Source organism: Saccharothrix carnea (assembly GCF_003014735.1).
Lineage (GTDB): Bacteria > Actinomycetota > Actinomycetes > Mycobacteriales > Pseudonocardiaceae > Actinosynnema > Actinosynnema carneum.
Genome location: NZ_PYAX01000028.1, coordinates 23,061 through 45,656, shown reverse-complemented (window position 1 = coordinate 45,656; position 22,596 = coordinate 23,061). Strand labels below are relative to the sequence as shown.

The 22,596-nt window shown below is 71.8% G+C and carries 28 protein-coding genes; 13 read left to right on the top strand and 15 right to left on the bottom strand.

The annotated features are described in order from the left end of the window. Positions 1-2: 2 nt before the first annotated feature. The 7 genes from B0I31_RS38950 to B0I31_RS43220 form a co-directional block, all read right to left on the bottom strand. Positions 3-1,178, bottom strand: a complete 1,176-nt coding sequence (locus B0I31_RS38950) for an ROK family transcriptional regulator (protein WP_106620406.1) — start codon at positions 1,176-1,178, stop codon at positions 3-5. After that, positions 1,175-1,528 carry a 4Fe-4S dicluster domain-containing protein gene (locus tag B0I31_RS38945; protein ID WP_106620395.1) on the bottom strand — a complete coding sequence of 118 codons (354 nt, stop codon included), beginning with the start codon at positions 1,526-1,528 and terminating at the stop codon, positions 1,175-1,177. Before B0I31_RS38945 ends, B0I31_RS38950 begins: the two co-directional genes overlap by 4 nt. Then, positions 1,525-3,096 (bottom strand): FAD-dependent oxidoreductase, encoded by a 1,572-nt coding sequence (locus B0I31_RS38940; RefSeq protein ID WP_106620394.1) that lies wholly within the window; start codon positions 3,094-3,096, stop codon positions 1,525-1,527. The genes B0I31_RS38945 and B0I31_RS38940 overlap by 4 nt, the downstream gene beginning before the upstream one ends. A 25-nt stretch (positions 3,097-3,121) precedes the next feature. Beyond that, entirely contained in the window at positions 3,122-3,976 is an 855-nt protein-coding gene (locus B0I31_RS38935) for an ABC transporter permease (RefSeq protein ID WP_106620393.1), read from the bottom strand. Beyond that, on the bottom strand, positions 3,973-4,794 hold the full coding sequence (locus B0I31_RS38930) for an ABC transporter ATP-binding protein (protein WP_106620392.1): 822 nt from the start codon (positions 4,792-4,794) through the stop codon (positions 3,973-3,975). The genes B0I31_RS38935 and B0I31_RS38930 overlap by 4 nt, the downstream gene beginning before the upstream one ends. Beyond that, complete coding sequence (locus B0I31_RS38925) at positions 4,791-5,798, bottom strand: ABC transporter substrate-binding protein (RefSeq protein WP_219911003.1); 1,008 nt, start codon at positions 5,796-5,798, stop codon at positions 4,791-4,793. Before B0I31_RS38925 ends, B0I31_RS38930 begins: the two co-directional genes overlap by 4 nt. 86 nt (positions 5,799-5,884) lie before the next feature. Then, the gene (locus B0I31_RS43220) at positions 5,885-5,968 is read right to left on the bottom strand and encodes a putative leader peptide (RefSeq protein ID WP_425444483.1); all 84 of its coding nucleotides are present in this window, start codon (positions 5,966-5,968) and stop codon (positions 5,885-5,887) included. Between the two features lie 253 nt (positions 5,969-6,221). On the opposite strand from B0I31_RS43220, the gene B0I31_RS38920 reads away from it, so the two are divergent. Together B0I31_RS38920 and ssuE are read left to right on the top strand one after the other, a co-directional pair. After that, positions 6,222-7,139, top strand: coding sequence for a TauD/TfdA dioxygenase family protein (locus B0I31_RS38920; protein WP_106620391.1), 918 nt, complete (start codon positions 6,222-6,224; stop codon positions 7,137-7,139). 32 nt (positions 7,140-7,171) lie between these two features. After that, positions 7,172-7,723, top strand: coding sequence for an NADPH-dependent FMN reductase (ssuE, locus tag B0I31_RS38915; protein WP_106620390.1), 552 nt, complete (start codon positions 7,172-7,174; stop codon positions 7,721-7,723). Between the two features lie 5 nt (positions 7,724-7,728). Here ssuE and B0I31_RS38910 read toward each other — a convergent pair whose 3' ends face one another. Continuing rightward, positions 7,729-8,067 (bottom strand): hypothetical protein, encoded by a 339-nt coding sequence (locus tag B0I31_RS38910; protein WP_106620389.1) that lies wholly within the window; start codon positions 8,065-8,067, stop codon positions 7,729-7,731. Between the two features lie 152 nt (positions 8,068-8,219). Here B0I31_RS38910 and B0I31_RS38905 point away from each other — a divergent pair, with 152 nt between their 5' ends. Next, entirely contained in the window at positions 8,220-8,861 is a 642-nt protein-coding gene (locus B0I31_RS38905) for an IclR family transcriptional regulator (RefSeq protein WP_245950785.1), read from the top strand. Between the two features lie 137 nt (positions 8,862-8,998). Here B0I31_RS38905 and B0I31_RS38900 read toward each other — a convergent pair whose 3' ends face one another. Next, entirely contained in the window at positions 8,999-10,393 is a 1,395-nt protein-coding gene (locus tag B0I31_RS38900) for a DUF4365 domain-containing protein (RefSeq protein WP_281262346.1), read from the bottom strand. A 170-nt stretch (positions 10,394-10,563) separates the two neighbouring features. Further along, the gene (locus tag B0I31_RS38895) at positions 10,564-10,998 is read right to left on the bottom strand and encodes a fibronectin type III-like domain-contianing protein (protein ID WP_181320764.1); all 435 of its coding nucleotides are present in this window, start codon (positions 10,996-10,998) and stop codon (positions 10,564-10,566) included. Positions 10,999-11,112: 114 nt separating this feature from the next. Here B0I31_RS38895 and B0I31_RS38890 point away from each other — a divergent pair, with 114 nt between their 5' ends. The 8 genes from B0I31_RS38890 (at position 11,113) to B0I31_RS38855 (ending at position 18,414) form a co-directional block, all read left to right on the top strand. After that, positions 11,113-11,910 carry a hypothetical protein gene (locus B0I31_RS38890; protein ID WP_146174121.1) on the top strand — a complete coding sequence of 266 codons (798 nt, stop codon included), beginning with the start codon at positions 11,113-11,115 and terminating at the stop codon, positions 11,908-11,910. A gap of 190 nt (positions 11,911-12,100) precedes the next feature. Next, positions 12,101-12,991 carry an SDR family NAD(P)-dependent oxidoreductase gene (locus B0I31_RS38885; RefSeq protein ID WP_245950781.1) on the top strand — a complete coding sequence of 297 codons (891 nt, stop codon included), beginning with the start codon at positions 12,101-12,103 and terminating at the stop codon, positions 12,989-12,991. 43 nt (positions 12,992-13,034) lie between these two features. Next, on the top strand, positions 13,035-13,616 hold the full coding sequence (locus B0I31_RS38880; protein ID WP_106620384.1) for a TetR/AcrR family transcriptional regulator: 582 nt from the start codon (positions 13,035-13,037) through the stop codon (positions 13,614-13,616). 100 nt (positions 13,617-13,716) lie between these two features. After that, entirely contained in the window at positions 13,717-15,138 is a 1,422-nt protein-coding gene (locus tag B0I31_RS40230; protein WP_146174120.1) for a hypothetical protein, read from the top strand. A 139-nt stretch (positions 15,139-15,277) separates the two neighbouring features. Next, complete coding sequence (locus B0I31_RS38870; RefSeq protein ID WP_219911002.1) at positions 15,278-16,144, top strand: NmrA family NAD(P)-binding protein; 867 nt, start codon at positions 15,278-15,280, stop codon at positions 16,142-16,144. Between the two features lie 7 nt (positions 16,145-16,151). Further along, positions 16,152-16,808 (top strand): TetR/AcrR family transcriptional regulator, encoded by a 657-nt coding sequence (locus B0I31_RS38865; protein WP_219911001.1) that lies wholly within the window; start codon positions 16,152-16,154, stop codon positions 16,806-16,808. Positions 16,809-16,818: 10 nt separating this feature from the next. Then, on the top strand, positions 16,819-17,148 hold the full coding sequence (locus tag B0I31_RS38860; protein WP_219911006.1) for a DUF6326 family protein: 330 nt from the start codon (positions 16,819-16,821) through the stop codon (positions 17,146-17,148). Positions 17,149-17,223: 75 nt separating this feature from the next. After that, positions 17,224-18,414 carry an NAD(P)/FAD-dependent oxidoreductase gene (locus tag B0I31_RS38855; RefSeq protein WP_106620381.1) on the top strand — a complete coding sequence of 397 codons (1,191 nt, stop codon included), beginning with the start codon at positions 17,224-17,226 and terminating at the stop codon, positions 18,412-18,414. Between the two features lie 48 nt (positions 18,415-18,462). Here B0I31_RS38855 and B0I31_RS38850 read toward each other — a convergent pair whose 3' ends face one another. Genes B0I31_RS38850 through B0I31_RS38830 form a run of 5 tightly spaced genes read right to left on the bottom strand, consistent with a single transcriptional unit; the run spans position 18,463 to position 21,797 of the window. Then, positions 18,463-19,095, bottom strand: a complete 633-nt coding sequence (locus B0I31_RS38850) for a hypothetical protein (protein ID WP_106620380.1) — start codon at positions 19,093-19,095, stop codon at positions 18,463-18,465. A 9-nt stretch (positions 19,096-19,104) separates the two neighbouring features. Continuing rightward, complete coding sequence (locus B0I31_RS38845) at positions 19,105-19,785, bottom strand: hypothetical protein (RefSeq protein ID WP_106620379.1); 681 nt, start codon at positions 19,783-19,785, stop codon at positions 19,105-19,107. Then, positions 19,782-20,921, bottom strand: a complete 1,140-nt coding sequence (locus tag B0I31_RS38840) for a WXG100 family type VII secretion target (protein WP_106620378.1) — start codon at positions 20,919-20,921, stop codon at positions 19,782-19,784. Before B0I31_RS38840 ends, B0I31_RS38845 begins: the two co-directional genes overlap by 4 nt. Beyond that, on the bottom strand, positions 20,918-21,244 hold the full coding sequence (locus B0I31_RS38835) for a hypothetical protein (RefSeq protein WP_106620377.1): 327 nt from the start codon (positions 21,242-21,244) through the stop codon (positions 20,918-20,920). The genes B0I31_RS38840 and B0I31_RS38835 overlap by 4 nt, the downstream gene beginning before the upstream one ends. Before the next feature lie 13 nt (positions 21,245-21,257). Further along, positions 21,258-21,797 (bottom strand): YbaB/EbfC family nucleoid-associated protein, encoded by a 540-nt coding sequence (locus tag B0I31_RS38830; RefSeq protein WP_106620376.1) that lies wholly within the window; start codon positions 21,795-21,797, stop codon positions 21,258-21,260. A gap of 220 nt (positions 21,798-22,017) precedes the next feature. Between B0I31_RS38830 and B0I31_RS38825 the strand changes: the two genes are divergently transcribed. Then, positions 22,018-22,344 (top strand): PadR family transcriptional regulator, encoded by a 327-nt coding sequence (locus B0I31_RS38825; RefSeq protein WP_106620375.1) that lies wholly within the window; start codon positions 22,018-22,020, stop codon positions 22,342-22,344. After that, a complete protein-coding gene (locus B0I31_RS41430; protein ID WP_245950779.1) occupies positions 22,293-22,577 on the top strand; it encodes a DUF1048 domain-containing protein in 285 nt (94 codons plus the stop codon). Before B0I31_RS38825 ends, B0I31_RS41430 begins: the two co-directional genes overlap by 52 nt. The last annotated feature ends 19 nt before the right edge of the window (positions 22,578-22,596 follow it).

Sequence of the window (22,596 nt, the reverse complement as noted above, 5' to 3'; positions counted from 1 at the left end):
CTTCAGACTCCCAATCGGATCGGGTTGCGGAGGTTCAGGGGGTCGGCGTAGATCGCGTCGAGCTGCACGGCCCCGGCCGCCACGCCGAGGACGTCCGGCCCGAAGCTGCTCGGCAGCACGGCCGAAGGTGACGGGCAGACGCGCGCGGACGCGGCCACCTCGGCGCGCAACGCCCGCGCGCACTCGGGCAGCCGGATGACGCCCAGCTCGGTGACCACGACGACGTCGGGGTTGACGATGTCGAACAGCAGTGCCGCGGCCCGGGCGACGATCCGGGTGCGCTCGACCAGCAGCGCGGTGGCCGCGGCGTTCCCGGCCACGGCGGCGTCACCCAGCTCGGTGATCGACGGCCGGGAGATCACGCCCGCCTCGTAGGCACGCCACGCCCACGCGCGGTCGGACACGGTGGCTTCCAGGCACCCGGAACGGCCGCACGGGCAGTCGATCGCCGGGTCGCCCAGCGCCAGGTGCGCGACACCACCCGCCGCCGACCGCGCGCCCCGGTGCGTGCCGCCGCCGGTGATGATCGCCGCGTCCACCACGTTGCCGACGAACAGGTGCACCAGCGACTCGTGGTGGCCCGCCGCGCCGAACAGCTGCTCGGCCCGCGCCAACGCCCGCGCGTGGCTGTCCACCAGCACCGGCAGCCCGGTCCGCGCCGCGAGCAGGTCGCGCACGGGCACGTCCCGCCAGCCCAGCGACGTGTGCTCGACCAGCACGCCCGCCTCGGTGTCGACCCACCCGCCGGCGGCCACGCCCAAGCCGAGCGGCACGTGGCCGGGCAGGTGCTCGGCGTGCAGCCGCACGAGCCGGTCGGCGGCGGTCGCCAGCACGTCCTCGTGGTCGTCCGGGTCGCGGTGCGGCACCCGCAGCCTGGCCCGGACCCGGCCGCGCAGGTCCAGCAACGCCAGCGTGCAGTGCTCGTGGGCGATGTGGATGCCGGCCACCAGGTGGCGACCGGTCTCCACGTCCACCGGCGTGTGCGGGCGGCCCATGCCCCGGTACGGCAGCGGCCCCGCCACCTCGGTGAGCAGGCCGAGACCGGCCAGCGCCGCGCAGTTGCGCGTCACCGCCGCCGGGCTCAGGCCGGTCAGCCGGGCGATCGTGGTGCGCGCGACCGGTCCGTGCCGCAGCACGGCGCCCAACAACGCCGACGCCGCCGTGCCGCGGGGGTTCACGAGATCAACGGCGGGCCGGACGGCGACAGCGCGGGACCCACCGCCCGTGCCGCACCCGGCGTGCGCCCGTGACCCCACCCGATGTCACGGCGGTAGCTGCCCAGCAGCCCCGTCCGCCGCAGGTGCTCCTCGTCGTGGGCGAACGACTCCGCCGGCAGCGGGTGGGTGTGCGGCGCCACGAACAACGCGTCGGTCGGGCAGTTCGCCTCGCACTGGAAGCAGGTCTGGCAGTCCTGCTGCCTGCTGATCACCGGCACGCCGTCCGCGCCCCGGTCGAACACGTTGGTGGGGCACACGGCGATGCACTTGTCGCAGGTGACGCACTGCGCGGCCGACACCAGCTCGATCACGCCGCCACCTCCTGCGGGCGGGCCCACACCTCGTCCAGGCCGCCGGAGGTGATCCGGAAGTGCTGGGCGGGGTCCAGCTCGGGGAAGTCGAGCCGCTTGGCCATGCCCCGGCTCTCGCTGCGCGCCAGCGCGGAGGTGTACATCCACCGGGCGTGCGCGACCATCGCCGCGGCCTGACGCGCCCGCACCACGTCCGGGCCGTCCGCGCGCAGACCGGAACGCACCGCCGCCCACGTGCCGTCGAGCTGCCCCAACGCCGCGCGCAGCACGTCACCGTGGCGCAGGTAGTTCTTGTCGTACGGCAACACCTCGGCCTGCACGGCGCCCACGACCTCCGCTGCGGACACCGACGACGTCGTGCCGGTCGGGCGCAGCCCGGCACCACCGGCGGCACGGACCTGGCGCCGCGCAGCGGACGGGCCGAGCGCACGGGCGAACCGGGCCGCCGCACGCCCCGACCACGACCCGGACGAGATCGCCCACGCCGCGTTGTGGCTGCCGCCGCCGGTGAACCCGCCGCAGATCAGCTCCCTGGTCGCCGCGTCGCCGGCCGCGTACAGGCCCGGCACGGTGGTCGCGCACCCGTCGTCCACGATCCGGATGCCGCCGGTGCCGCGCACCGTGCCCTCGGCCAGCAGCGTCACCGCGAACGGCTGGGTGAACGGGTCGATGCCCAGCCGGTCGAAGGTGAGGAAGAAGTTCGGCTGCGCCAACCGCATCGCCTTGCGCGCCGCCTCGTCGGCGCGGTCGAGCTTGCAGAACACCTTCTCCGAGGCCAGCAGCGTCCGCGCGATCACCGACCGGCCGCGCTGGCTGCCCGCGCCGTCGAGCACCGAGCCGTCCGCCCGGTAGAACGTGGCGTAGTTGTAGAACGCGGTCTTGGTGACCGACGTGTGCTCGGGCGCGATGCCGTAGGCGTTGGAGAACTCCATGCCCGACAGCTCCGCCCCGACCTCGGCGGCGAACAGCGCGCCGTCACCGGTGTTGACGTTGCAGCCCAACGCCTTGCTCAGGAACGCGCAGCCGCCCGTGGCCAGCACCACCGCACCGGCCCGCACCGTGAACGCCCGGTCCGCCTGCCGCTGGTAGCCCGCCGCACCCGCCACCACGCCGTCGTCCGTCGTGAGCAGCTCGGTGACGGGGCTGTGGTCGAGGACCCGCACCCCGGCCCGGCGCACCCGGACGCGCTGCCGCCGCATGTACTCCGGCCCTTGCAGGCCGGTGCGCAGCGGCTTGCCGTCCGGGCCGACCGGGAACGGGTAGCGGGCGACGTCGGCCAGCTCGTTGATCCGGTCATAGGTCTCGTCCAGCACCCTGGCCATCCAGCGCCGGTCCGCCAGGTACCCGCCCAACGCCTCGCGACTGGCCATGGCCTTCTCGCGGGCCTCCGGCTCCGGCGGCACGTACCACACGCCGGTGCCGCCGGACGCCGTCGCACCGCTGGTGCCGCAGTACCCCTTGTCGGCCAGCACGACCGCGGCGCCGTCCTCGGCGGCCTTGAGCGCGGCCCACGTCGCGGCGGGTCCACCGCCGACGACCAGCACGTCCGCGTCGAGTTCGAGCGTCATGGGAAGCTCCTTTCCGTGCCTGGGGTCAGGAACCGACGGGGACGCGCCAGGACGTGAACCGGCGCTCCAAGGCGACGAGCACCTGGTTGAACACCACGCCGATGGCCGAGATCGTGATGATCCCCGCGTACATCTGGGGGATGGCGAAGTTGAACTGCGAGGCGTTGATCAGGTAGCCGAGACCGGCCTTCGCACCCACCATCTCCGCGGCCACCAGCACCAGGATCGACACCGCGCCCGCCAACCGGATGCCGGTGAACACCGTGGGCACCGAAGCGGGCAGGATCACCTTCTGGAACAGCCGGAACCCCGACAGGTCCACCGACTTCGCCAGCCGCAGCAGGGTCGGGTCGACACCGCGCACCGCGCTGATCGTGTTGAGCAGGATCGGCCAGGTGCAGGCGTAGAACACGATGGCGATCTTCGACGTCTCGCCGATGCCCAGCAGCAGCACGAACACCGGCAGCAACGCCAGGGCCGCGGTGTTGCGGAAGACCTCCAGCAGCGGCCCGAGCAGCGTCGCCACCGGCTTGTACCAGCCGATCAGCAGGCCGAGCGGCACGGCCACCGCTACCGCCAGGCCGAACCCGGACAGTGAACGGGCTAGGCTCGCCCCCGTGTTGTCCAGAAGCTGACCGCTCGTGGCGAGCCGCCACCACGCGTCGACCACGGTCGAGAACGGCGGCAGGAACGTGGCGTCCACCAGGCCGAGCCGCGGCGCGGTCTCCCACACCGCCAGCAGCACCGCGATCGCCGCGACCTTGCCGACCGCCGTCAGCAGCGCGTCGGCGACCCGGCGCGGCAGCGACGGTCGCTTCACGCGGTCACGAGTGGGCCGCTCCTCGTCCACGGCCGGTCGTGCTTCCAGCAGCGCGGTCATACCGCCGCCACCTCCTTCTCCTGTTGCTGGGCGCGGGAGACCTCGTCGTGCAGCAGCTCCCAGATCCGGTGCCGGTAGCGCGCGAACTCCGGGCTGGAGCGCAGGTCGGCCTGCTCGGTGCGGTCACCCAGCCCGATCGGCACGACCTCCTTGACCCGGCCGGGGCGGGAGGTCAGCACCGCGACCCGCTGACCCAGGTAGACGGCCTCGTCGATGGAGTGGGTGATGAACACGACCGTCTTGCCGGTGCGCCGCCAGATGCGCAGCAGCTCGTCCTGCAACGACTCGCGGGTCTGCGCGTCCAGGGCCGCGAACGGCTCGTCCATCAGCAGCACGGTCGGGTCGTAGGCCAGGCTGCGGGCGATCGCGACGCGCTGGCGCATACCGCCCGAGAGCTGGTGCGGGTGCCGGTCCTCGAAACCGCTCAGCCCCACCAGGTCCAGGAACCCGCGGGCCTTGTCGGGGCGTTCCCGGCGCGGCACACCCGCCGCCTCCAGCCCGAACTCGACGTTGCCCTGCGCGGTGCGCCACGGCAGCAGCGCGTACTGCTGGAACACCACCCCGCGGTCCAGGCCCGGGCCGGTGATCGGCGCGCCGTCCAGCAGCACCTGGCCCTCGCTCGGCTCGGTCAGCCCGCCGAGCAGGTCCAGCAACGTGGACTTGCCGCAGCCGCTCGGCCCGACCAGGACCAGGAACTCGCCGCGCTCCACGTCCAGGTCCACCCCGCGCACGGCGGTGAACTCGGTGCGCCGCCGGGACGCGCGGTCGCGGACCACGAACCGCTTGGTCACGTCGCGGAAGACGATGTGGGCGCTCATGCCGCCAACCCGTTGAACTCGTTGGTGTACAGGTCGGAGAGCTCGACCTGATCCTTGGTGATCTCGCCGCGTTCGGCCAGCCAGTCGACCCACAGCGACAGCTCCTTGTCCACGATCCGGCCGCCCTTCTCCGCGACACCGGTGGACCTCCAGTACCGCAGCGCGGCCGGGTCCTCGTTGCGCCCGCGCTTGGTGAGGATGTCGACCTTGCGCGCCACGACCTGCTCGCGCGGCGTCGTGCGGCTCCACTCGATGGCCTGCGCCACGCCGCTGACGAACGTCCGCACGGTGTTCGGGTTGTCCCGCAGGAACTTCTCGGTGAACACGTACGTGCCGGCGGTGAACGCGCCCAGCAGGTCGAAGTCGGAGAACAGCTTGCGCAGCCCGCCCTTCTCCGACGCCTTGTCGCGCAGGATGCCGCCCAGCACGCCGACCTCGATCTGGCCCTGCCGCACGGACTGCTCGATGTTGACCGGCGGCACCGCGATCGGCTCCACCTTCTTGATCTCGTCGGGCGACAGGCCGTTGCGCTTGAGGTAGATGCCCAGCATGGCCTCGTGGTGGGCGCCCAGCGTGTTCATGCCGACCTTCTTGCCGATCAGGTCGCGCGCGGTCTTGATCGGGCTGTCCGCCAGCACGTAGAAGCCGCTGTAGGCCGCCTCGTCGGAGCCGTAGTAGCCGATCACCGACTTGATCGGGGCGCCCGCGGCCTTGAGCTTGACCACCGCGCCGTTGAACGCGCCGCCGAAGTCGACCTGGCCGGTGGCGGCGGACTGGATGTCCTGCGGGCCGCTGGTGGTGTTGCCGACCCACTCCAGCGTCACGTCGCCGAGGTAGCCGAGGTCGGCGGCCAGCTCGGGCAGGCTCACGTCGCCCGCCCAGCCCTGGTAGCGCAGCGTCTTGGTCTCGGCGCCGCCACCGGCGCCCGCGGTGGAGCAGCCGACCGTGGCCGCCGCCAGGCCGAAAAGGGTGAGACCGAGGAAGTTCCGTCGCGTGCTGATCACGGCGAATCCTTTGTTGGGAAAATGCGGGCAGCCCGACAGAACCGGGCATCGAAACCCGAGTGGGGGAGGTGGAGTGAGGGTGCGGTTCAGCGACCGGCGCGACAGAGTGCGCCGGCTTGACGTCGGAGGTCGACGTGCCGGCGCGAGGTGAGGTTGGCGGCTTGGCCCACGGGGCAGAGCCTCACACCCGGGTCAGGCGAGGTCAACGGACGCGGCGGCCGTCCCACATCATGGAGCCGGCGGTCCGCTCGGCTGGACACCGGCCACTTTTTTGCCCGGTGCAACGAAGTGCCGTGGCGGTCCGGCGTGTCAACCGCGTCCGCGTGCTGGGACGACTTAATTCACCGCCGCGCAATCTTGTGCCGGTTCGGCGCGGCTCGCCATCGTGTGGTGCGAACGCATTTTCACGAGAGGACATCGGCGATGACCGCACAGCTTTCCGACACGATCACCGTCCACCGGCTCGGCGCGGGCATCGGCGCGCGGGTCGACGGCGTCCGGCTGGGCGGCGACCTGTCCGAGGGCGCCGTCGCGACCGTCCGGGACGCCCTGCTGGCGCACAAGGTGGTGTTCTTCCGCGGCCAGGAGCACCTCGACGACGCGGGCCAGCTCGCCTTCGCCCGGCTGCTCGGCGAGCCGACGCTGGCCCACCCGACCGTCAAGGGCCGCGAGCACGCCAACGTGCTGCCGATCGACTCCGACTACGGCAAGGCCAACAGCTGGCACACCGACGTCACGTTCGTCGACCGCGTGCCCGCGATCAGCATCCTGCGCGCGGTCGAACTGCCGCCCTACGGCGGCAACACGGTGTGGGCCAACACCGTGCGCGCCTACGAGGAGCTGCCGCCGGCGCTGAAGGCCTTGGTGGACCGGCTGTGGGCGGTGCACACCAACGTCTACGACTACGCGGGGCACGTGGACTCGACCCGCATCGGCGGCGTGGACGTCAAGGAGGAGTCCTACCGCGACGAGTTCGAGTCCCAGCGCTACGAGACCGAGCACCCCGTGGTGCGCGTGCACCCGGAGACCGGTGAGCGGGCGTTGCTGCTCGGCCACTTCGTCAAGCGGATCGTGGGCCTGACGAGCGCGGAGTCGCACGCCGTGTACCACCTGCTCCAGGAGCGGGTGACCCGGTTGGAGAACACCGTGCGCTGGCAGTGGGCCGACGGCGACGTGGCGATCTGGGACAACCGGGCCACCCAGCACTACGGCGTCGCCGACTACGACGACGCGCGCCGGCGCCTGCACCGCATCACCATCGCGGGCGACGTGCCGGTCAGCGTGGACGGCGTCACCAGCACCACGGTCGTCGGCGACGCGGCGCACTTCTCCGCCCTCTGACCCGGCACGGATCGATCAGACGGAGGTGGACGATGCCCTCGATCCTGGTGTTGGCCGGGAGCCCTTCCCCGACCTCGCGCACGGCCGCGCTCGCCGAGCACCTGGCCGGCCGGTTGCGCGGTGACGGCCACGCCGTGCGCGTGGTGCGCGTCCGGGACCTGCCCGCCGAGGCGCTGCTGAGCGCCGACGCGGGCGACCCGGCGATCGCCGAGGTGGTGACGGCGCTGGCCGAGGCGGACGGGGTGCTGGTCGCCTCACCGGTCTACAAGGCGGCCTACAGCGGGGTGCTCAAGGCGCTGCTGGACCTGCTGCCGCAGTTCGCGCTGGCCGACAAGGTGGTGCTGCCCGTGCTCACCGGCGGCAGCCCGGCGCACGTCCTCGCCGTCGACTACGCCCTGCGGCCGGTCCTGTCGTCGCTGGGTGCGCACCACGTCGTGCAGGGGTGGTTCGTGCTGGACAAGCACATCACCACCACCGACGACGTGCTCGCACTGGCTCCCGAGGCACAGCGCCCCCTGCACGACGTGGTGGACGGCTTCTCCGCCGCCCTGCACTCCCGCCGCGCGCTGCTCACCGCTCCGTGACGCCGTTATTCCTCTGGGAGGAGCGCGGTGTAGCGGTTGGGCATCACGACGCAGTACAGGCCGCCGGTCTCGTTGGTCAGGCAGTAGACCGGCTTCGAGGCCTCGGACTCGCCCGCCTCGGTCTGCTCTCCGACCTTCTGGATGGTGATGCGGTGCGGGTCCTCGGCCGGCGGCACCTGCACCGTGTTCTCGTCCCACGGGTGCCACGCGAGCAGGCCGCCGCCGATACCGGCGAACAGGATCGCGGTGGCCAGCAGGCCGTTGCCCCGACGAGGTGTGGTGGTGGTCGTCGGCTCGGGCTGGGGCGGTAACGACCGCGGTTCAGTGGTGTCCGGGTTCGACATGCCGACAGTTAACAACACGGGCGCCGCGTCGGTGGGCGGGGTCGGGATAGGCCGCACCGCGGTGAAGCCGCTATCGACGGGGCTGATACCTGGGGTCAGCACAAGTGATTTCCGCACGCCGTCACCGGTACCGAGACTGTGACCTCAGTGATATGGCGCGGATCGTCGAGGCGTTCGGGCCGGACGCTCCGACGTTGCGCGTCACCGACATCGCGCACCGGACCGGCCTGCACGTCGCGACGGCCTCGCGGTTGGTGGAGGAGCTGGTCTCGCACGGTTGGCTCAGCCGGGACGCCGACCGCCGCGTGCGCGTCGGTGTGAGCCTGTGGGAGCCGGCCGTGCGGGCCTCCCCCGCGCTGAGCCTGCGGGAAGCTGCGATGCCGTTCCTGGAGGACCTGCACGCGGTGGTGGGGCACCACGCGCAGCCGGCCGTCCTGGAGGGTGGTGAGGCGTTGTTCCTCGAACGCCTGTCCGCGCCCGGCGCCGTCGTCAACGTCACCCGCATCGCCGGCAGGCTGCCGCTGCACGCCTCGTCGGCGGGCTCGGTGCTGCTGGCCTTCGCGCCCGCCCGCCTCCAGGAGCGGGTGCCGGCCGGTCCGCTGCACGCCTTCACCCGGCACACGATCGTCGACCCGCACCGGCTGCGCGGGTTCCTGGCCCGCCGTGCGCCGGGAGGAGCACGCGTTGTGCCCCGGGTTCATCGACACCCACGCCACCGGCATCGCCGTGCCGATCCGGGGCGCGCACGGCAGTCGGTGCTCGACGTGATCAAGGCCGCGGGGGTGCACTGCTGACCGCCCTGGCCGCCCGCGTGGACCGCCTGGAACTCGCCGGACCGACCAAGCGGCACCACAACAACACGTTGCGCGCGTGGGACTCCCTTCCCGTGCGCGTGCACCAGGCATGACAGCGACAGCCTCGGAGCAAGGAGCTAATCGGGGGACGAATCGACGCGCGGCTTGGTGGACGCCTTCCGGACGAACAACTCCTCCGGCCAGAAGGTGTCCCCCAGCGTCAGCTGATCGAAGAGCACGCAGACGGCTCCGGGTGTGTCCTCGGAGTCCCAGACGGCCGAGACAGTCCGGCCGCGTTCGTTCCCGTGCCGGCTCAGCCAGTAGATCCTGTCGCCCGGCCTGAGCTCGAACGCCGATACCATCTCCCGGTTCGACGACCTGCGGGTGCTCGGCTGTCCGACCCGCGCGCCGAAACCGTATTCCCCGGCCGGCCGGGGGCATCGCCAGACGATCCGGAACTGCTCGCCGATCGGCAATGCGGGCGAGTGCACGCGCACTTCCCCGACCAGGTAGAACGTGACGAGCCGACGCGCCTGGTCCGACATCTCCCGCCACGGTTTCGACAGCGCTTCGGCACGTGCCTCGGCATCCGACTCCAACTCCTCGGCGAGGACGGCCAACTCGTGGTCGACCGCGATCCCGGTGCGGAGCTGCCGGATCGACCGGGACAACGCGTCGGGATCGACCCGGAGATGATGTTCGACTCTTCGGGCCACGTAGTGGTCACGCGCGTCGATGTTGGTGTGCAGCGGCGGATCGTCGGCGGCGGGTTCGCGAGCCCACCGAGCCGCGTCGAAACAGGCCGCCAGCCACTGCGCCTCGGCCGTGCTCAAGATCGTGTTCGCCACGACGGGCATACCGGGAAGCAGGCCCGGTCGACCGTTGGGGTGGAAGTTCTCGCGGCCGATGTACTCCGGGTGCCAGTCGAGGTCGCTGTGGAGCAGGGTTGCGAACCCCTCGCCCCGGCGCTGCCAGAAGATCAGATCCTCGCCGTGCACGTTCACGTGGTGCTGCACGATGTCCGATGGACCGAAGTCGACGCCCGCCATCTCGCCCAACTGGGCCTGGATGATCCGGTTGCCCCGGTAGCGGCTCAGATATCGCCTGGCCTCGGCGACGAAGTCCGCGATGGAGTCATCGTCCAGCTTGTCGCCCGGGCTGATGGTGATCGTCTTGAGCACTTGGCCTTCGCGCCGGGCCGACAGCAGTTGCCGGGTGGCATTGGCCCAGTAGAGACCACCGGTGTCCGGGTCGTGCACGACGCAGAGCACCGGGACGTTGCCATCGGCCCAGGTGCGGCCGTGGTCGCCGACCGGCACTGCGTACCCGTCCGCCCTGCGCCACGAGCGGCCGCCCTTGACCTGGATCTTGACCACGTCGCCGGTGACTTCACCGTCCTCGGTGAACGTGACGTGGTGGTCCTCGCCGAAGTCGTTCTGGCCGTCCACCTCCTGAACGATGTGGTTGTGCCGCTCCAGAAGCGTCCGCAGTGCGTTGACGGCCGCACGGCCGGCTCTGCGCGCCTCAGGCACTTTCGGCAACGGAACCTCCGGATCACGGTGCGCGGCGACCGGACAGATCGTCCGCGACAGGTCGGGTGCGGTCGGAGGATAGTGACTCCGCGCGCAGCGAGCCCGTATGCCCTGGCGGCCATGACAACAGCCGGGCCCGCGTCGGAAGACGTGGGCCCGGCTCGCGTCGACTACAGCGTGATCGTGCGGCGGACGGGCAGGTCGCGGGACGAGGTGCCGGCGGACAGGGTGTAGAGGCCCGGGGTGAGGACCCAGCGGTCGGTGGAGGTGTCCCACACCGACAGGGCCTTCGCCGGTACCGCGATGCCCACGGTGGTCCGCCGGCCGGCGACGAGGTGGACCTTGCGGAAGCCGACGAGGCGGCGCACCTCGGCTCCGGCGGAGGACGGCAAGGCCGCGTAGAGCTGCACGGTCTGCCAGCCGGCCCGGGTGCCGGTGTTGGTGAGGGTGACGCCGACCGTCAGCGTGCCGCCTCCGTACGACGCGGTCAGGTCGCCCAGGGCGAAGGTCGTGTAGGACAGGCCGTGCCCGAACGGGAACAGGGGTTCCTGCCCAGCCCTGTCGTAGTAGCGGTAGCCGACGTGGACGCCCTCGTCGAAGCGCACCACCTCGTCGACGCGCGGATAGGTCGATCACCGCGGCGTTGACGGCCGTGCGGCCGGCCAGGTCGCGGCTGCACCCGTGGGAGTGCTTCGCCACCGGCCTCAACCGCCGCCGTGGTGCTGGTCGAGGTGACCGCCGTGCTGACCGGCGCCGTCCGGCTGGAAGTGGCCGCCGCGATCGCGGGCCTGCTGGTCGCGGTGCCCGTCGTGGTGATCGCCGGTCTGGGCGTGTGGCGTCGTCCCCCGCGATCCGTGCTCGCGTGCGGCACGGCGACCGGCGCCGGGCTGCTGGTGGGCACGCAGGTCTCACCGCGCGGCGGGCCGCCGCCACGTCGGACGCGTGCTGCCCACCGACCCGGCCACCGCGCGCACCGCGTTCACCCGCCGCTGCAACCTCCTCATCCGCTACGGCAGGCAACCGTGACACGCGTCCTCGTCCTCGTCTTCCTCGCCTCGGTGGCCTGCACGTCCACAGTGGACAGCACACCGCGGCCCGCCGACCCCGCGCTGTCCGCCCGGTTGCTCACCGAGCCCGACCGGTTCGACCCCGACCGCCGGCTGCCCGGCACCACCATCGACACCGCCCGCCGCGACCACGGTCACCTGCCGTTCGGCACCGGCCCCCCCGGCGTGCGACGGTGCCGCGCTCGCGTTGACCCGACTCGTCCTGATCACCGCCCACCTGATGCGTCGCCACCACCTGACCACTCCGTCCCCGATGCCGTACCGCCTGAACACCGATGGCGGACTCACCCCGGTCGGGCTCACCCTCACCACCAAGCCACGCCGATGACCGACACCCTCCCGACCATCACCACCCACGGACAGCGGGGCGCACACGCGCTGCGGGAACCCCTGCTCGACGTCTACGCCCAGGGCCATGCCCCGCACCTGACCAACCCCTGCGCACCCTGAAGGCCACTGGAACCGCCTGGCGGCGTGCACGGTCCGTCCCGGATTCAGACCTGTCACCGCCCACGTCGAGGACGGACGGCGGGACCTGCCTCGCCGTGCGGCGCCGGCCCGCCGAGCGGATAGTTCATCCGCTTACGTGCTACGCTCGGATTGAAGCGGATGGGCTATCCGTTTAACCGAGGGAGTGCTGGTGAAGCGGACAGCTGTGGTGACGGCCGGTACGGCGGGCATCGGCCTGGAGACGGCGTTGGGGCTCGCCGCGGCCGGGTTCGCGGTCACCGTCGTGGGACGTGACGCCGAGCGGGGTGCGCGCGCGGTCGAGCGGATCGACGGGACCGGACCGGCGCACCCGGCCCGGTTCCTGCGCGCGGACCTGGCCGTGCTCGACGAGGTCCGGGCACTGGCCGACCGGCTCGCCGCCGACCACGCCGTCCCCGGCGAGCCGCTGACCGTGCTGGTCAACAACGTGGGCGCGATGTTCGCCGACCGGCGCGACCACGGCGGGGTCGAGGCGTCGTTCGTGGTCAACCACCTCTCGCCGTACCTGCTGACCGAACTGCTGGTGCCCACCCTGGCCGAGGGTGCGCCGAGCAGGATCGTGAACGTGACCTCGGGTGCGGTCGCGGTCGCGAAACGGTCGTTCGACGCCGTCGAGCCGCCCGGCGGCTACTACGGCTTCCACTGGTACGGCCGCGCGAAGCTGGCCAACCTCGCCTACACGCTCGACTTGGCCACACGACTGGACGGCACGGGCGTCGCGGTGTTCGCCGCGGATCCCGGAGGTGCCGCCACCGGCATGACGGACGGGACCATGTCGGACCCGAAGATCGTCTCGCCCGGCTTGCGGCTGCTGTGGCCGTTGGTGCGCCGCAAGTTCGAGCGCTCGACCTCGGGGCCGGCATCGGTGGCGGCCAGGCCGTCGATCGTCGCGGCCACGGACGACGGCCTCGCCGGCCGGACCGGCGTCGTCATCGGCTCCCGGGCCGAGCCGGTCCTACCGTTCCGCGCGGCGGCCGACCCCCGCCTCGCCGAGGCCGTGCGTCGGCTCAGCGAACGCCACGCACCTCTCGCGGTCGCGTGAGCGGCGGCCCGATCCGGATCCGTCATCCGGTTAGACTGTGCCCATGGCGACCGCTCGGCAGCGCACGGACGCCGCCCGCAACCGGGAACGGATCGTCGCGGTGGCCAGAGGGCTGGTCGACGAGGGCACGCCGTTGCAGCTCAACGACGTCGCGCGCCGCGCCGGAGTCGGTGTCGGCACCGTCTACCGGCACTTCCCGACCGCCGAGGCCCTGCTGGAAACCGTCGCCACCACCTGCCTGGAAGACCTGGTCGAGCACGGCGAGCAGGCGCTGACCGACACCGACACCCGGCGCGCGCTGGAGGGCTTCCTGATCCGCACGGTGGAAGCGCAGGTGGCCGACGCGTCCCTGTCCCCGGTCGCCGCCGCGCCGACCGACACCTTGCCGCGCACCACGGAACTCAAGCGGTCGCTGCTGGAGATCGGCTCCACCCTGCTCGACCGCGCCCGCCGGGCCGGCGTCGTGCGCCCGGACCTGGCGGCCACCGACCTGGTGCCCCTGATGTGCGGCATCGCCTATGCCGCGCAGGTCCACAGTGGCGCCCCGACCGACCGCGCCGCCACCGCTCGCCGTTACCTGACCACCTTGCTCGACGGCCTGCGCACCCCGGCACCACCGGGTTGAGCGCCGGGGATCTTCACTCGTTCGTGTGTATCTCGTGCCAGGTCCGGCTCATTTCCGCCTAGCGCGGCGATGACCGATTATGAGGGCAACGCTTCTGGCTGTGTCCATCGCGCTTGTGTGGGCGTGCGGTGCCGGTACCGCATCGGCCCGTCAACCTTCAGCCCCGGTCACGATCGAGGAAGTCGGCACGGTCGCGGCCGTGCTGCGGCCGTTCAAGGACGTCGACGTCGACATTCCCGTGGAGTTGCGCGGAACGACGGATGCGGCCGTCACCGTCAAGGTTCCCGTGCTCCTGTCGTTGAAGAGGGACACCGGTGCCGGAGCGGTGACCATCCGGACGGCCGTCGAGGTGCTGCGGAACGACAAGCCCGTGACCGGCGTGGTGCAGCTGGCCGCGTACGAACGGGCCACGTTCGTCGTCCGGTTGAAAGGCCTCTCCACGGCCGGCACGTACAGCGCTCAGATCGTCACCGGCACGGCGACGGGCGCCGAGGTGAAGACCGCGGTGTCGGTGAAGGTGCGCAGCTCGACCGCGATCGCCGCGGGGTTGATCCTGCTCGGTGTCGTGCTGTCGGGGATCCTCAAGTACCTGGTCGGCGCCTACCGGGACAGCCTGAGGACGCGCAGCAGGCTCGGTCTGCTCACCCTCCGCCTGCGGCAGGTTCGCGACTCGCTGGGAGACCTGGACGAACAGCACCGGCGTGTCGTGGACTCCGTCGCGGATCAGCTGGAGGAACTCCGCATCCGGCAGACCGCCGATGACCGACCGACCGCCGCGCAGCTGGACGAGTGCGGGCGCAAGATCCCCGGTGTTCGTGCCTACGTCCTGTGCGACCGGCGGATTCCCCCGGCCGCGGATCAGGCGCTGCGGAACAAGTTGGTCGAGGTCAAGGAGTGGCTCGACACCCCGGTGGACGCCTCCGACATCAAGTCCCGCCGGGAGGGCGCCGAGATCGCCTTGACCGACCTCGCGAAAGCCGCCAACGCGCTGGCGAGCCCGTTGGCGCGGCAGATCACCGAAACCCGGGCGACCGCCGACCGCGAACTCGCGGCGGCTGAGCAGGCGGGCGAGGCCGAGAAGATCGCCGGTTTCACCACCGCACAGCAAAAGCTCGATGACGCACTTCGACTCGTCGTGTCCGATCAGGTGGCGGCGCGGAAACACCTCGATGACGCGCTCGCGATCTGCCGGCAGCACGGGGGGCTCGCGGGGCCGATGGCGCAGGTGGACCAGCCGGCACCGCCGGTCGAGGACGACGTCGTGGTCGACGTCTCCGATCCCCTGCGTGGCCTCGGGACCGAGAGTCGCCGGGCCGATCTGGTCGTCACCGCGCTGGTGGCCGTGGTCGCCGTCCTGCTGGGCCTGCAACTGCTCTACGTGAACTACCTCGCGTGGGGCTCGTCGCTGGACAAGATCACCGCGTTCCTGTGGGGACTGGGCCTGCACCCCGTGGGTGGCGTGGTGTTCAGCGGACTCGACGGGCTGCGGGAACGCATCTCCAGCGGTCAGCCGCAACAGTGACCCGTGCCGGGAGTCGACTGCCGACCGCTCCGCGTCACCGCCTTGTCCCTGGTGTCCGTCTTGGTGGCCGCCGCGCGGCAGCCATCTTCGCTACGCATCCGTAGCGTATCGTCGTGCGCATGACGACAAGCGGGCGGTCGTGACCGGTCCGGTGCTCGTCACCGGTGCCACCGGCAACCTCGGAGGCGCGGCGACGCGGTCCCTGCTGGGAGCGGGCATCGGTGTGCGCGCCGCCGGTCGCGATCCCGAGGTCGTGCGGCGGCGCCACCCCGACGCCGAGGCCGTGCTGCTGGACCTCACCGATCCCGCCACGTTCGCCCCGGCGCTGCGTGGCGCCACCGGGCTGTTCCTGGTCCGGCCGCCGCACATCGCCCGCGTCGGACCCACCCTCAACGCCCTGGTCGACGCGGCGAACGCGCACGGCTGCCACGTGGTGTTCGCCTCGGTGACCGGAGCCGACACCAACCGCCTGGTACCCCACCACCGCGTCGAGACGCACCTGCGTGGGGCAGGCGGGTCCTGGACCGTCCTGAGGCCCGGGTTCTTCGCGCAGAACCTCGCCGACGCCTACCGGGCCGACCTCGTCGCCGACGACCGCCTGTACCTGCCCGCGGGTGCCGGGAAGGTCGCGTTCCTGGACGTGCGCGACATCGGCGACGTGGCCGCGACGATCTTCGCCGACCACACCGCCCACCGCGGTTCGGCCTACACCCTCACCGGCTCCCGCGCGGTCGACTTCACCGCTGTCGCGGCGGTGCTCACCCGTGAACTCGGTCGCCCGATCCGCTACGAGCCCGCCACCGTCCCCGGCTACCTCCGCCACCTCCGTGCCCGAGGACTGCCGCTCGCGCAGCGCTTGGTGCAGACCGTCCTGCACACCGGACTCCGCCGCGGTCAGGCCGACACCGTCGACCCGACCCTGCCCCGCCTGCTCGGCCACCCGGCCCGCACCCTCGATCAGTACGTGCACGACCACCGCACGACCTGGCTGACCGCGGCGAGGTGACGGGATCATGACGCCACGCACCGATCCCAGGGTGGCCCGCAGCCGCGCCACCGTCCTGCGCGCCACCCTCGACCTGGTCGCCGAACGCGGCATCCCCGCGACCACCGTCGAAGCCGTCGCCGAACGCTCCGGCGTCGCCAAGACCACCATCTACCGCCAGTGGCCCGACCGCGCCGCCCTCGTCCTCGACGCGTTCGACACCACCCTCGACCCGCCGACCGACCCCGACACCGGCACCCTGCGCGACGACCTCGTGCACCTGCTCACCGGCCTGGCCCACGCCCTGACCACCGGCCCCGCCGCCGCCCTCATGCCCGCCCTCGTCGACGCCGCCCAACGCGACCCGGTCTTCGCCGCCCTGCACCGACGTGAAGCCGACCGACGTCACCGCGTCGTGCTCGACGCCATCACCCGCGGCATCGCCCGCGGCGAACTACCCGCTGACACCGACCCCGCCGACGTGCTCGACCTGCTCGCCGGCCCGCTGTTCCACCGCCGCCTGATCTCCGCCCCGGAACTCACCACCGACTTCGCCCACCGCGTCGTCGACCTCGTGCTCCGCGCCCACACCACGCCGGCGCCGGGTCGGCCGGAAGGACAGGTCCGGCCCTGGCCGATCGGCCGGGGCAACACCGTCCGAGACGCCGACGCGCCAAGGACCTGACGCGAAGACACTGGGCATCCTCGCCGATGTCCTCGACGCCGCGCTCGACGGCAAGATCGCGGCCACGGCGTTCGCGGTCGACCAGGTGCTCCTGACGTCCACCCTGATCTTCGTCCTGCCGTCGATCCTGATGGTGGTGCTGGCGCTCCTGCTCAGGCCACGCGTCAACCGAGTCGTCAACATCGTCGTCAGCGTCCTGTACATGATCAGCATCATCGTGTCGTGCATCGGTGAGACGTGGGTCTACTACCTCCTCGGAAGCCTCGTCGAAGTGGTGCTGCTCGTCTTCATCGCCCGAGCCGCCTGGAGGTGGCCGGCACCGGCGGTCGCCGGCGGGTGATCTGCCTCACCCGATGTCAGGAACCCGGTCGGTGCGGTGTCTTGTGCTCGAACTTCTCGGAGCGAAGGAGACACCATGGGCAAGAGCATCGACGTGGTCGTGGTCGGCGGCGGGTACGCCGGGGTGATGGCGGCGAACCGGTTGACGCAGCGCGACGACGTGACGGTGACCGTGATCAACCCGCGGCCGCTGTTCGTCCCGAGGCTGCGGCTGCACCAGTTGGTGGCCGGCACCCATGACGCGGTCGTCCCGTACGAGGACGTCCTGGCTGACGGTGTCCGGTTGGTGGTCGGCAGCGCGACGCGGATCGACGCGGCCGGGCGCGGCGTGACGGTGGCCGAAGGCGACACCATCGGCTACGACTACCTGGTCTACGCGGTCGGCAGTGGTGGTGCGGTGACGCGGGTTCCCGGCGCAGCCGAGTTCTCGTACCCGGTGGCGACGTTGGAAGCGGCGCAACGGGTGCGGTCGGTGCTCGGTGATACTCCCTTGACGGCCGCGGTGACGGTGGTCGGGGGTGGTCCGACCGGTATCGAGACGGCTGCGGAGCTGGCGGAGCAGGGACGCGCGGTCACGTTGGTGTGCGGGGGTGTTCTCGGTCCGTACCTGCACCCGCGGGCTCGGCGGACGGCGCGCAAGTACCTCGCCAGGTTGGGGGTCCAGGTCGTCGAAGGCCCGGGCACGGCTGTCGCCGCGGTGACGGCGGAAGCGGTGGAACTCGACGACGGCCGGACGCTGCCGAGCCGGGTCGCGCTCTGGGCGGCGGGCTTCGGTGTGCCCGATCTGGCCGGTCGCAGTGGGCTGCGCACGGATGCCGCTGGGCGTCTGCTCACCGACGAGACGCTGACCAGCGTCGATGACGAGCGCATCGTGGCGGCGGGCGACTCGTCGGCACCCTCGGACCTGCCCTTCCGGATGAGCGCGTACGCCGCGGGATGTCTGGGCGCGCACGCGGCCGACACGGTGCTGAGCCGCATCGCGGGTGATCAGCCGAAGCCGGTCGACCTGTCGTTCCCGGCCATGTGCGTCAGCTTCGGCCGCGGCGCCGGGATCTTCCAGCTCGCGCACAAGGACGACACCGCGGTGCCGGTCTACTTCAGCGGGCTCGCGGGCAGGAAGCTCAAGGAGTTCTCCTGCCAGGCCAGCGTCAAGCACCTGGTGACCGAAGCGCGCAAGCCCGGCACCCACCACTGGCCGAAGGACGGCAAGCACCGGCCGCAGCTGTTGCGGGCCCAGCGTGACAACACCACGGCACCGCTCGCGTAAGGCGTCGAGCCGCGGCAGGGTGCCCCTCGGCCGCGGACTGACCACGCGTCACAGGTTGGCGTGCACCGTGCGCACGGTCTGCTCGGCCTGGTCGTCGCGCAGGTCGAACGCCGAGCCGTCGCCGAACTCCAAGCGCAGGAACCACTCCGGGGTGACGTGCCGACCCAAGGGCGCCGGGACGAACGCGCGGACGGTGGCGATCGGCCCCTCCCACCAGGTGACCAGTGGTGGTGCGTCGCGAGATTGGCCCAGTGAGCGCACGCGGCCCAACAAGCCGCCGGAGGCCGGTTCCTCGGGCGTGGCGACCTCGCCCTCCACGATCAGGGCGACGCGGCGGTTGGTGATGAGCAGCCAGCACTCGTCACGGCCGGCGGTGAACAGGTCGGCGAAGCGGACCGCGAGCTGGTCGGGCCGCTGGGCGTGCGCCCATCCCCAGACGGCCGGGTCGTGGGCCCATTCATCGAGGTGGAAACGGCCTTGGCCCACGGCGGCGGTGGGCAGCGGCCACGCCGGGTCCGGTGTGGCCAGCGCGGGCGCGGCGGTGCGGTGAGGTGAGGTGCGCGTGGCCGCGACGGTGCTGCCGACGTGCCCCTGCGGGTTGGCCAGCCACACGACCTGCTCGCCGGGGGCGACCCAGTGCCGCTGGGCGATCTCGCCGATCTTCGTCCGGTTCTTGGGCACGTTGCCGTCCTAGGCGTTGACGAGGGCGAGCAGCCGTTGTGCGGCTTCGGGGCGTCCCTTGGCCAGGACGTCGACACCGGAGCCGTCGACCAGGGACACGCGCAGCACGGTCGCGGAACCGGGCACCGAACCGCGGGGCAGCTTGCGCTCGGCCAGCGCGGCACCGGTGATGCGTGGCCGGGGCAGCTCGGCGACCGTGGTGATCGCGACGGTGGGCACGGGTTCGTGCGGCGGGTACGGGCTCTTGCCGGCGAACGCGTCCCGGGCGCCACGGGCGAGGTCACCGACCCGGTCGAACAGCGACTTCTCCGGCTCGGGTTCGACTGGCTCGGGCACGGCGGCCACCCAGGCCAGTCGGTGCGGCGTGAGGACCAGCCAGGCGACGGCCGCTTGCCGGGACGCGAGCGCCGCACCGGGTGCGAGTGCCTCCGGTGAGCCGCCGAACACGACAACCCCCGGCAGCTCCCGTGCCCCGAGGTCGTCATCGGCCACCGCCGACACGACATTGCCGGCGAAGCCCGCCACACCGCGCAGCGCCTTGCCCGCGAACCCGGCCGCGGGACTGCCGGACCAGTCCAAGCCGGGCACGTCGAACCGCGTGGACGCCCCGGCCGCACCCGCGCACAGCAGCACGGGCTCGTCCGGCGCCGCCCAGTGCTCCCTGATCGCCAGGACGCCGTCGAGCTTCACCAGTTGAACCCGCGTTCCTGGGTCTCGCGGCGCTCCTCCTCGGACGGTGCGTTGCGCGCCTGGTCGTAGGCTTCCTGGGTGCCGAACTTGATGGCGCCGTCGACGGCGGCGTCCACGCCGGCGCTGAAGGCCGCGCCGCCGACCCTGGTCTGGCCGCCGAGCATGCCGGTGAGCACCGTCTGGGCGATGTTGCCCGCCAGCGCGCCCTCGCCGGTGACGTTCTGCATGAACCGGTTGCCCGTGGTGGAGGCCAGGGACACGTCGTCGGCGCGGGTGACGATGTTGACCAGCGGGTTCGAGCCGAGGTGACGGCCCGCGAACTGCTGGGCCATGTTGCCGCCGCGCAGGCCGTTCATGCGCTGGATGACCTGGCGCAGCGGACCGCGCAGTCGGGTGAGCAGGGCCTCCAGCCGCTTCACGATCTTGAACAGCTCCATCTGGAGCTTGGAGACGCGCATCGTGATCCGCACGCCGGTGCTGCCGACCTGCACCGTGGTGGTCGCCCCGGCGGCGGCGACCGAGCCGCCCGCGGTGATCCAGGACGCGGCCAGCGCGGCGAGCCACTGCACGATCAGGCCGATGATCAGCTCGGTGAGGATCTGGATCACGAACTCGACGAACATGTCGAACAGGTCGGCGATCATGTCCAGGGTCTGCTTGAGCCCCCGCACGTCCTCGGCCAGGGCCGAGACGCCGTCGCCGAACTCGGTGACCTGGCTGCGGAACGCGTCGCCGGCCGCTCCCTCCCAGACACCCGTGGTGGCCTCGGCGCGCTTCTTCTCGGCCTCGGCGACCTCGTCCAGCCACCCGGCGACCTGCTCCCAGCCGTTGCCGGTGGCACGCATCTGCTCCGGGTCGCCGACCGCCCACTCGGCGAGCTCGATCAGCGGGCTGAGCACGATGGAGACCAGGAAGCCCAGGCCGTTGTCCAGCAGCGCCTGACCGGGGCTGGCCATGGTCTGCAGCAGCTCCATGCGCCCGGAGATCGTGGCGGCGGCCATCTGCGGCGGGCTGGTGGCGTCGGCGAGGTCCTGCAGCGCCCCGATGCCCGAGCTGCCGCGTCCGGCGGCCTGCTCGAACCAGTTCTTCTGGTCGCCGCCGTTGAGGTCGGCGAAGGTGCCCGGTCCGGCGTTCACCGGCCACCGCCCAGGCCGTTGCCGATCTGCGTCAAGGCCTGCGAGATGCCGTCGTCCACGCCGCGGTAGACCTCGAAGCTGCCGCGCAACTGCTCGCCGGTCTGCTCCAGGAAGTCCTTGGCGTCGTTGGCCAGCTGCCGGCACTCGTCCAGGCTGGAGAAGTAACCGCTGCTCAGGCCGACGGCGTCGCCGATCGGGCCGAAGCACTGGTCGTCGACGCGCGCCTGCTCCAGCAGGTCGGCGAGTTGCCCGAACTTGCCGGCGAGGCTCTCGCTGCCGGCCGCGAAGGCGGTCAACGCCTCCGGGACGATGCTGAACGTCATCCGCTGCTCCCCCTCAACGCAGGTACGTGCTCGGTGGTTCGTCGTCTTCGACCGGCGCGGGGGCCGGACGGTTCCGCTGGGTTTGGCCGGGCGGCGGGGCGAACGGCGGCCCACCGGCTGGTCCGGGCGGCGGACCGGTTCGCGGTGGTGCGGGCGGGGCCGGCGCGAAGCCCGGCGGGCCGGGCGGCGGCGGCGCGGACGGCATGATCGGCTCGACACCGGAGGCCGCCATGCCCTGCTTGAACTGCTCCAGCCGGTCACCGAGGATCGGGGCGACGGCCGCGTCGAGTTGGCGGGCGGCGTCCTGGGTGGCGGCCCGGATCGCGTCCAGGATCTCCTGCTGCAACGCCACGTGCGAGCGGCCCATCGCGGCCGGGGAGAGCTGCAGGCCGAGCACGGCGCCGGACGGCGCCGCGGTCACGACCACCGCCCCGTCCCGGCTGCGGCCGACGCCTCTCAGGCCCTTCATCGCCTCCTGGAGCTGGCCGGCCTTCGCCGCCTGCTCCTCGAACGACTTCATCATGTCTTGCAGCCGCCGCTGCTGGTCAGCCACGACAACCCCCGTTCGGTGGCACGCTCCCGCATTGCCGGGCCCCGTGGGCTCACGACATCTCGCTCGGCACCATAGCGACAGCGGACCCGAACGCGCCGCCGAACCCGTGAGTCCGGTGTCGGGCGTTGTCGCGTTCCCCCCAATCGTGCACGCCGTCACTACTCAGTGATACGATGTAGCAGTACTCAGTAGCACCAAGTACCCGTCCCGGAGGCCTGCGATCGACAACCTGACGGAGATGTTGAAGGGCACGCTCGAAGGCTGCGTGCTGGAGATCATCGGCGCCGAGGAGACCTACGGGTACGCCATCACGCGCCGCCTCAACGACCTCGGCTTCACCGACGTCGTCGAGGGCACGGTGTACACGATCCTGTTGCGGCTGGAGAAGAACGGCCTCGTCCAGGTGACGAAACGACCGTCCGAGGTGGGTCCGCCGCGGAAGTTCTACGCGCTCAACGAGGCCGGACGCGAAGAACTCGCGACGTTCTGGGCGAAATGGGAGTACATCACCTCGCGGATCGCCAAGCTGAAGGAGGGCGGGAGCTGAATTTCCGGGAGACCACCACCGGCAGCGACCTCACCAGGGAGTGGAAGGCGTTCGAAGCGCGAGCCGAGGCACTGCCCGCCGACCACCGGGCAGCCTGGGAAGAGATCAATTGCCACTTCTTCCCCTACTCGGACTTCACCGGTTTCTGCGACGAGCTCGTCGGAGGCTCTCGCACCTACGCGGACGTCTACCAGGAGTCGACCGCCGGAAAAGCAGCACGGACCAAGAAGTAACACCAGCCAACCCTGAGCT

Excerpts from the sequence above, each read along its gene's own strand:
- B0I31_RS38940 (WP_106620394.1), bottom strand. The coding sequence starts at position 3,096 with ATGACGCTCGAACTCGACGCGGACGTGCTGGTCGTCGGCGGTGGACCC.
- B0I31_RS38935 (WP_106620393.1), bottom strand. The coding sequence starts at position 3,976 with ATGACCGCGCTGCTGGAAGCACGACCGGCCGTGGACGAGGAGCGGCCC.
- B0I31_RS38930 (WP_106620392.1), bottom strand. The coding sequence starts at position 4,794 with ATGAGCGCCCACATCGTCTTCCGCGACGTGACCAAGCGGTTCGTGGTC.
- B0I31_RS38920 (WP_106620391.1), top strand. The coding sequence starts at position 6,222 with ATGACCGCACAGCTTTCCGACACGATCACCGTCCACCGGCTCGGCGCG.
- ssuE (WP_106620390.1), top strand. The coding sequence starts at position 7,172 with ATGCCCTCGATCCTGGTGTTGGCCGGGAGCCCTTCCCCGACCTCGCGC.
- B0I31_RS38910 (WP_106620389.1), bottom strand. The coding sequence starts at position 8,067 with ATGTCGAACCCGGACACCACTGAACCGCGGTCGTTACCGCCCCAGCCC.
- B0I31_RS38905 (WP_245950785.1), top strand. The coding sequence starts at position 8,220 with ATGGCGCGGATCGTCGAGGCGTTCGGGCCGGACGCTCCGACGTTGCGC.
- B0I31_RS38880 (WP_106620384.1), top strand. The coding sequence starts at position 13,035 with ATGGCGACCGCTCGGCAGCGCACGGACGCCGCCCGCAACCGGGAACGG.
- B0I31_RS38865 (WP_219911001.1), top strand. The coding sequence starts at position 16,152 with ATGACGCCACGCACCGATCCCAGGGTGGCCCGCAGCCGCGCCACCGTC.
- B0I31_RS38855 (WP_106620381.1), top strand. The coding sequence starts at position 17,224 with ATGGGCAAGAGCATCGACGTGGTCGTGGTCGGCGGCGGGTACGCCGGG.
- B0I31_RS38835 (WP_106620377.1), bottom strand. The coding sequence starts at position 21,244 with ATGACGTTCAGCATCGTCCCGGAGGCGTTGACCGCCTTCGCGGCCGGC.
- B0I31_RS41430 (WP_245950779.1), top strand. The coding sequence starts at position 22,293 with ATGGGAGTACATCACCTCGCGGATCGCCAAGCTGAAGGAGGGCGGGAG.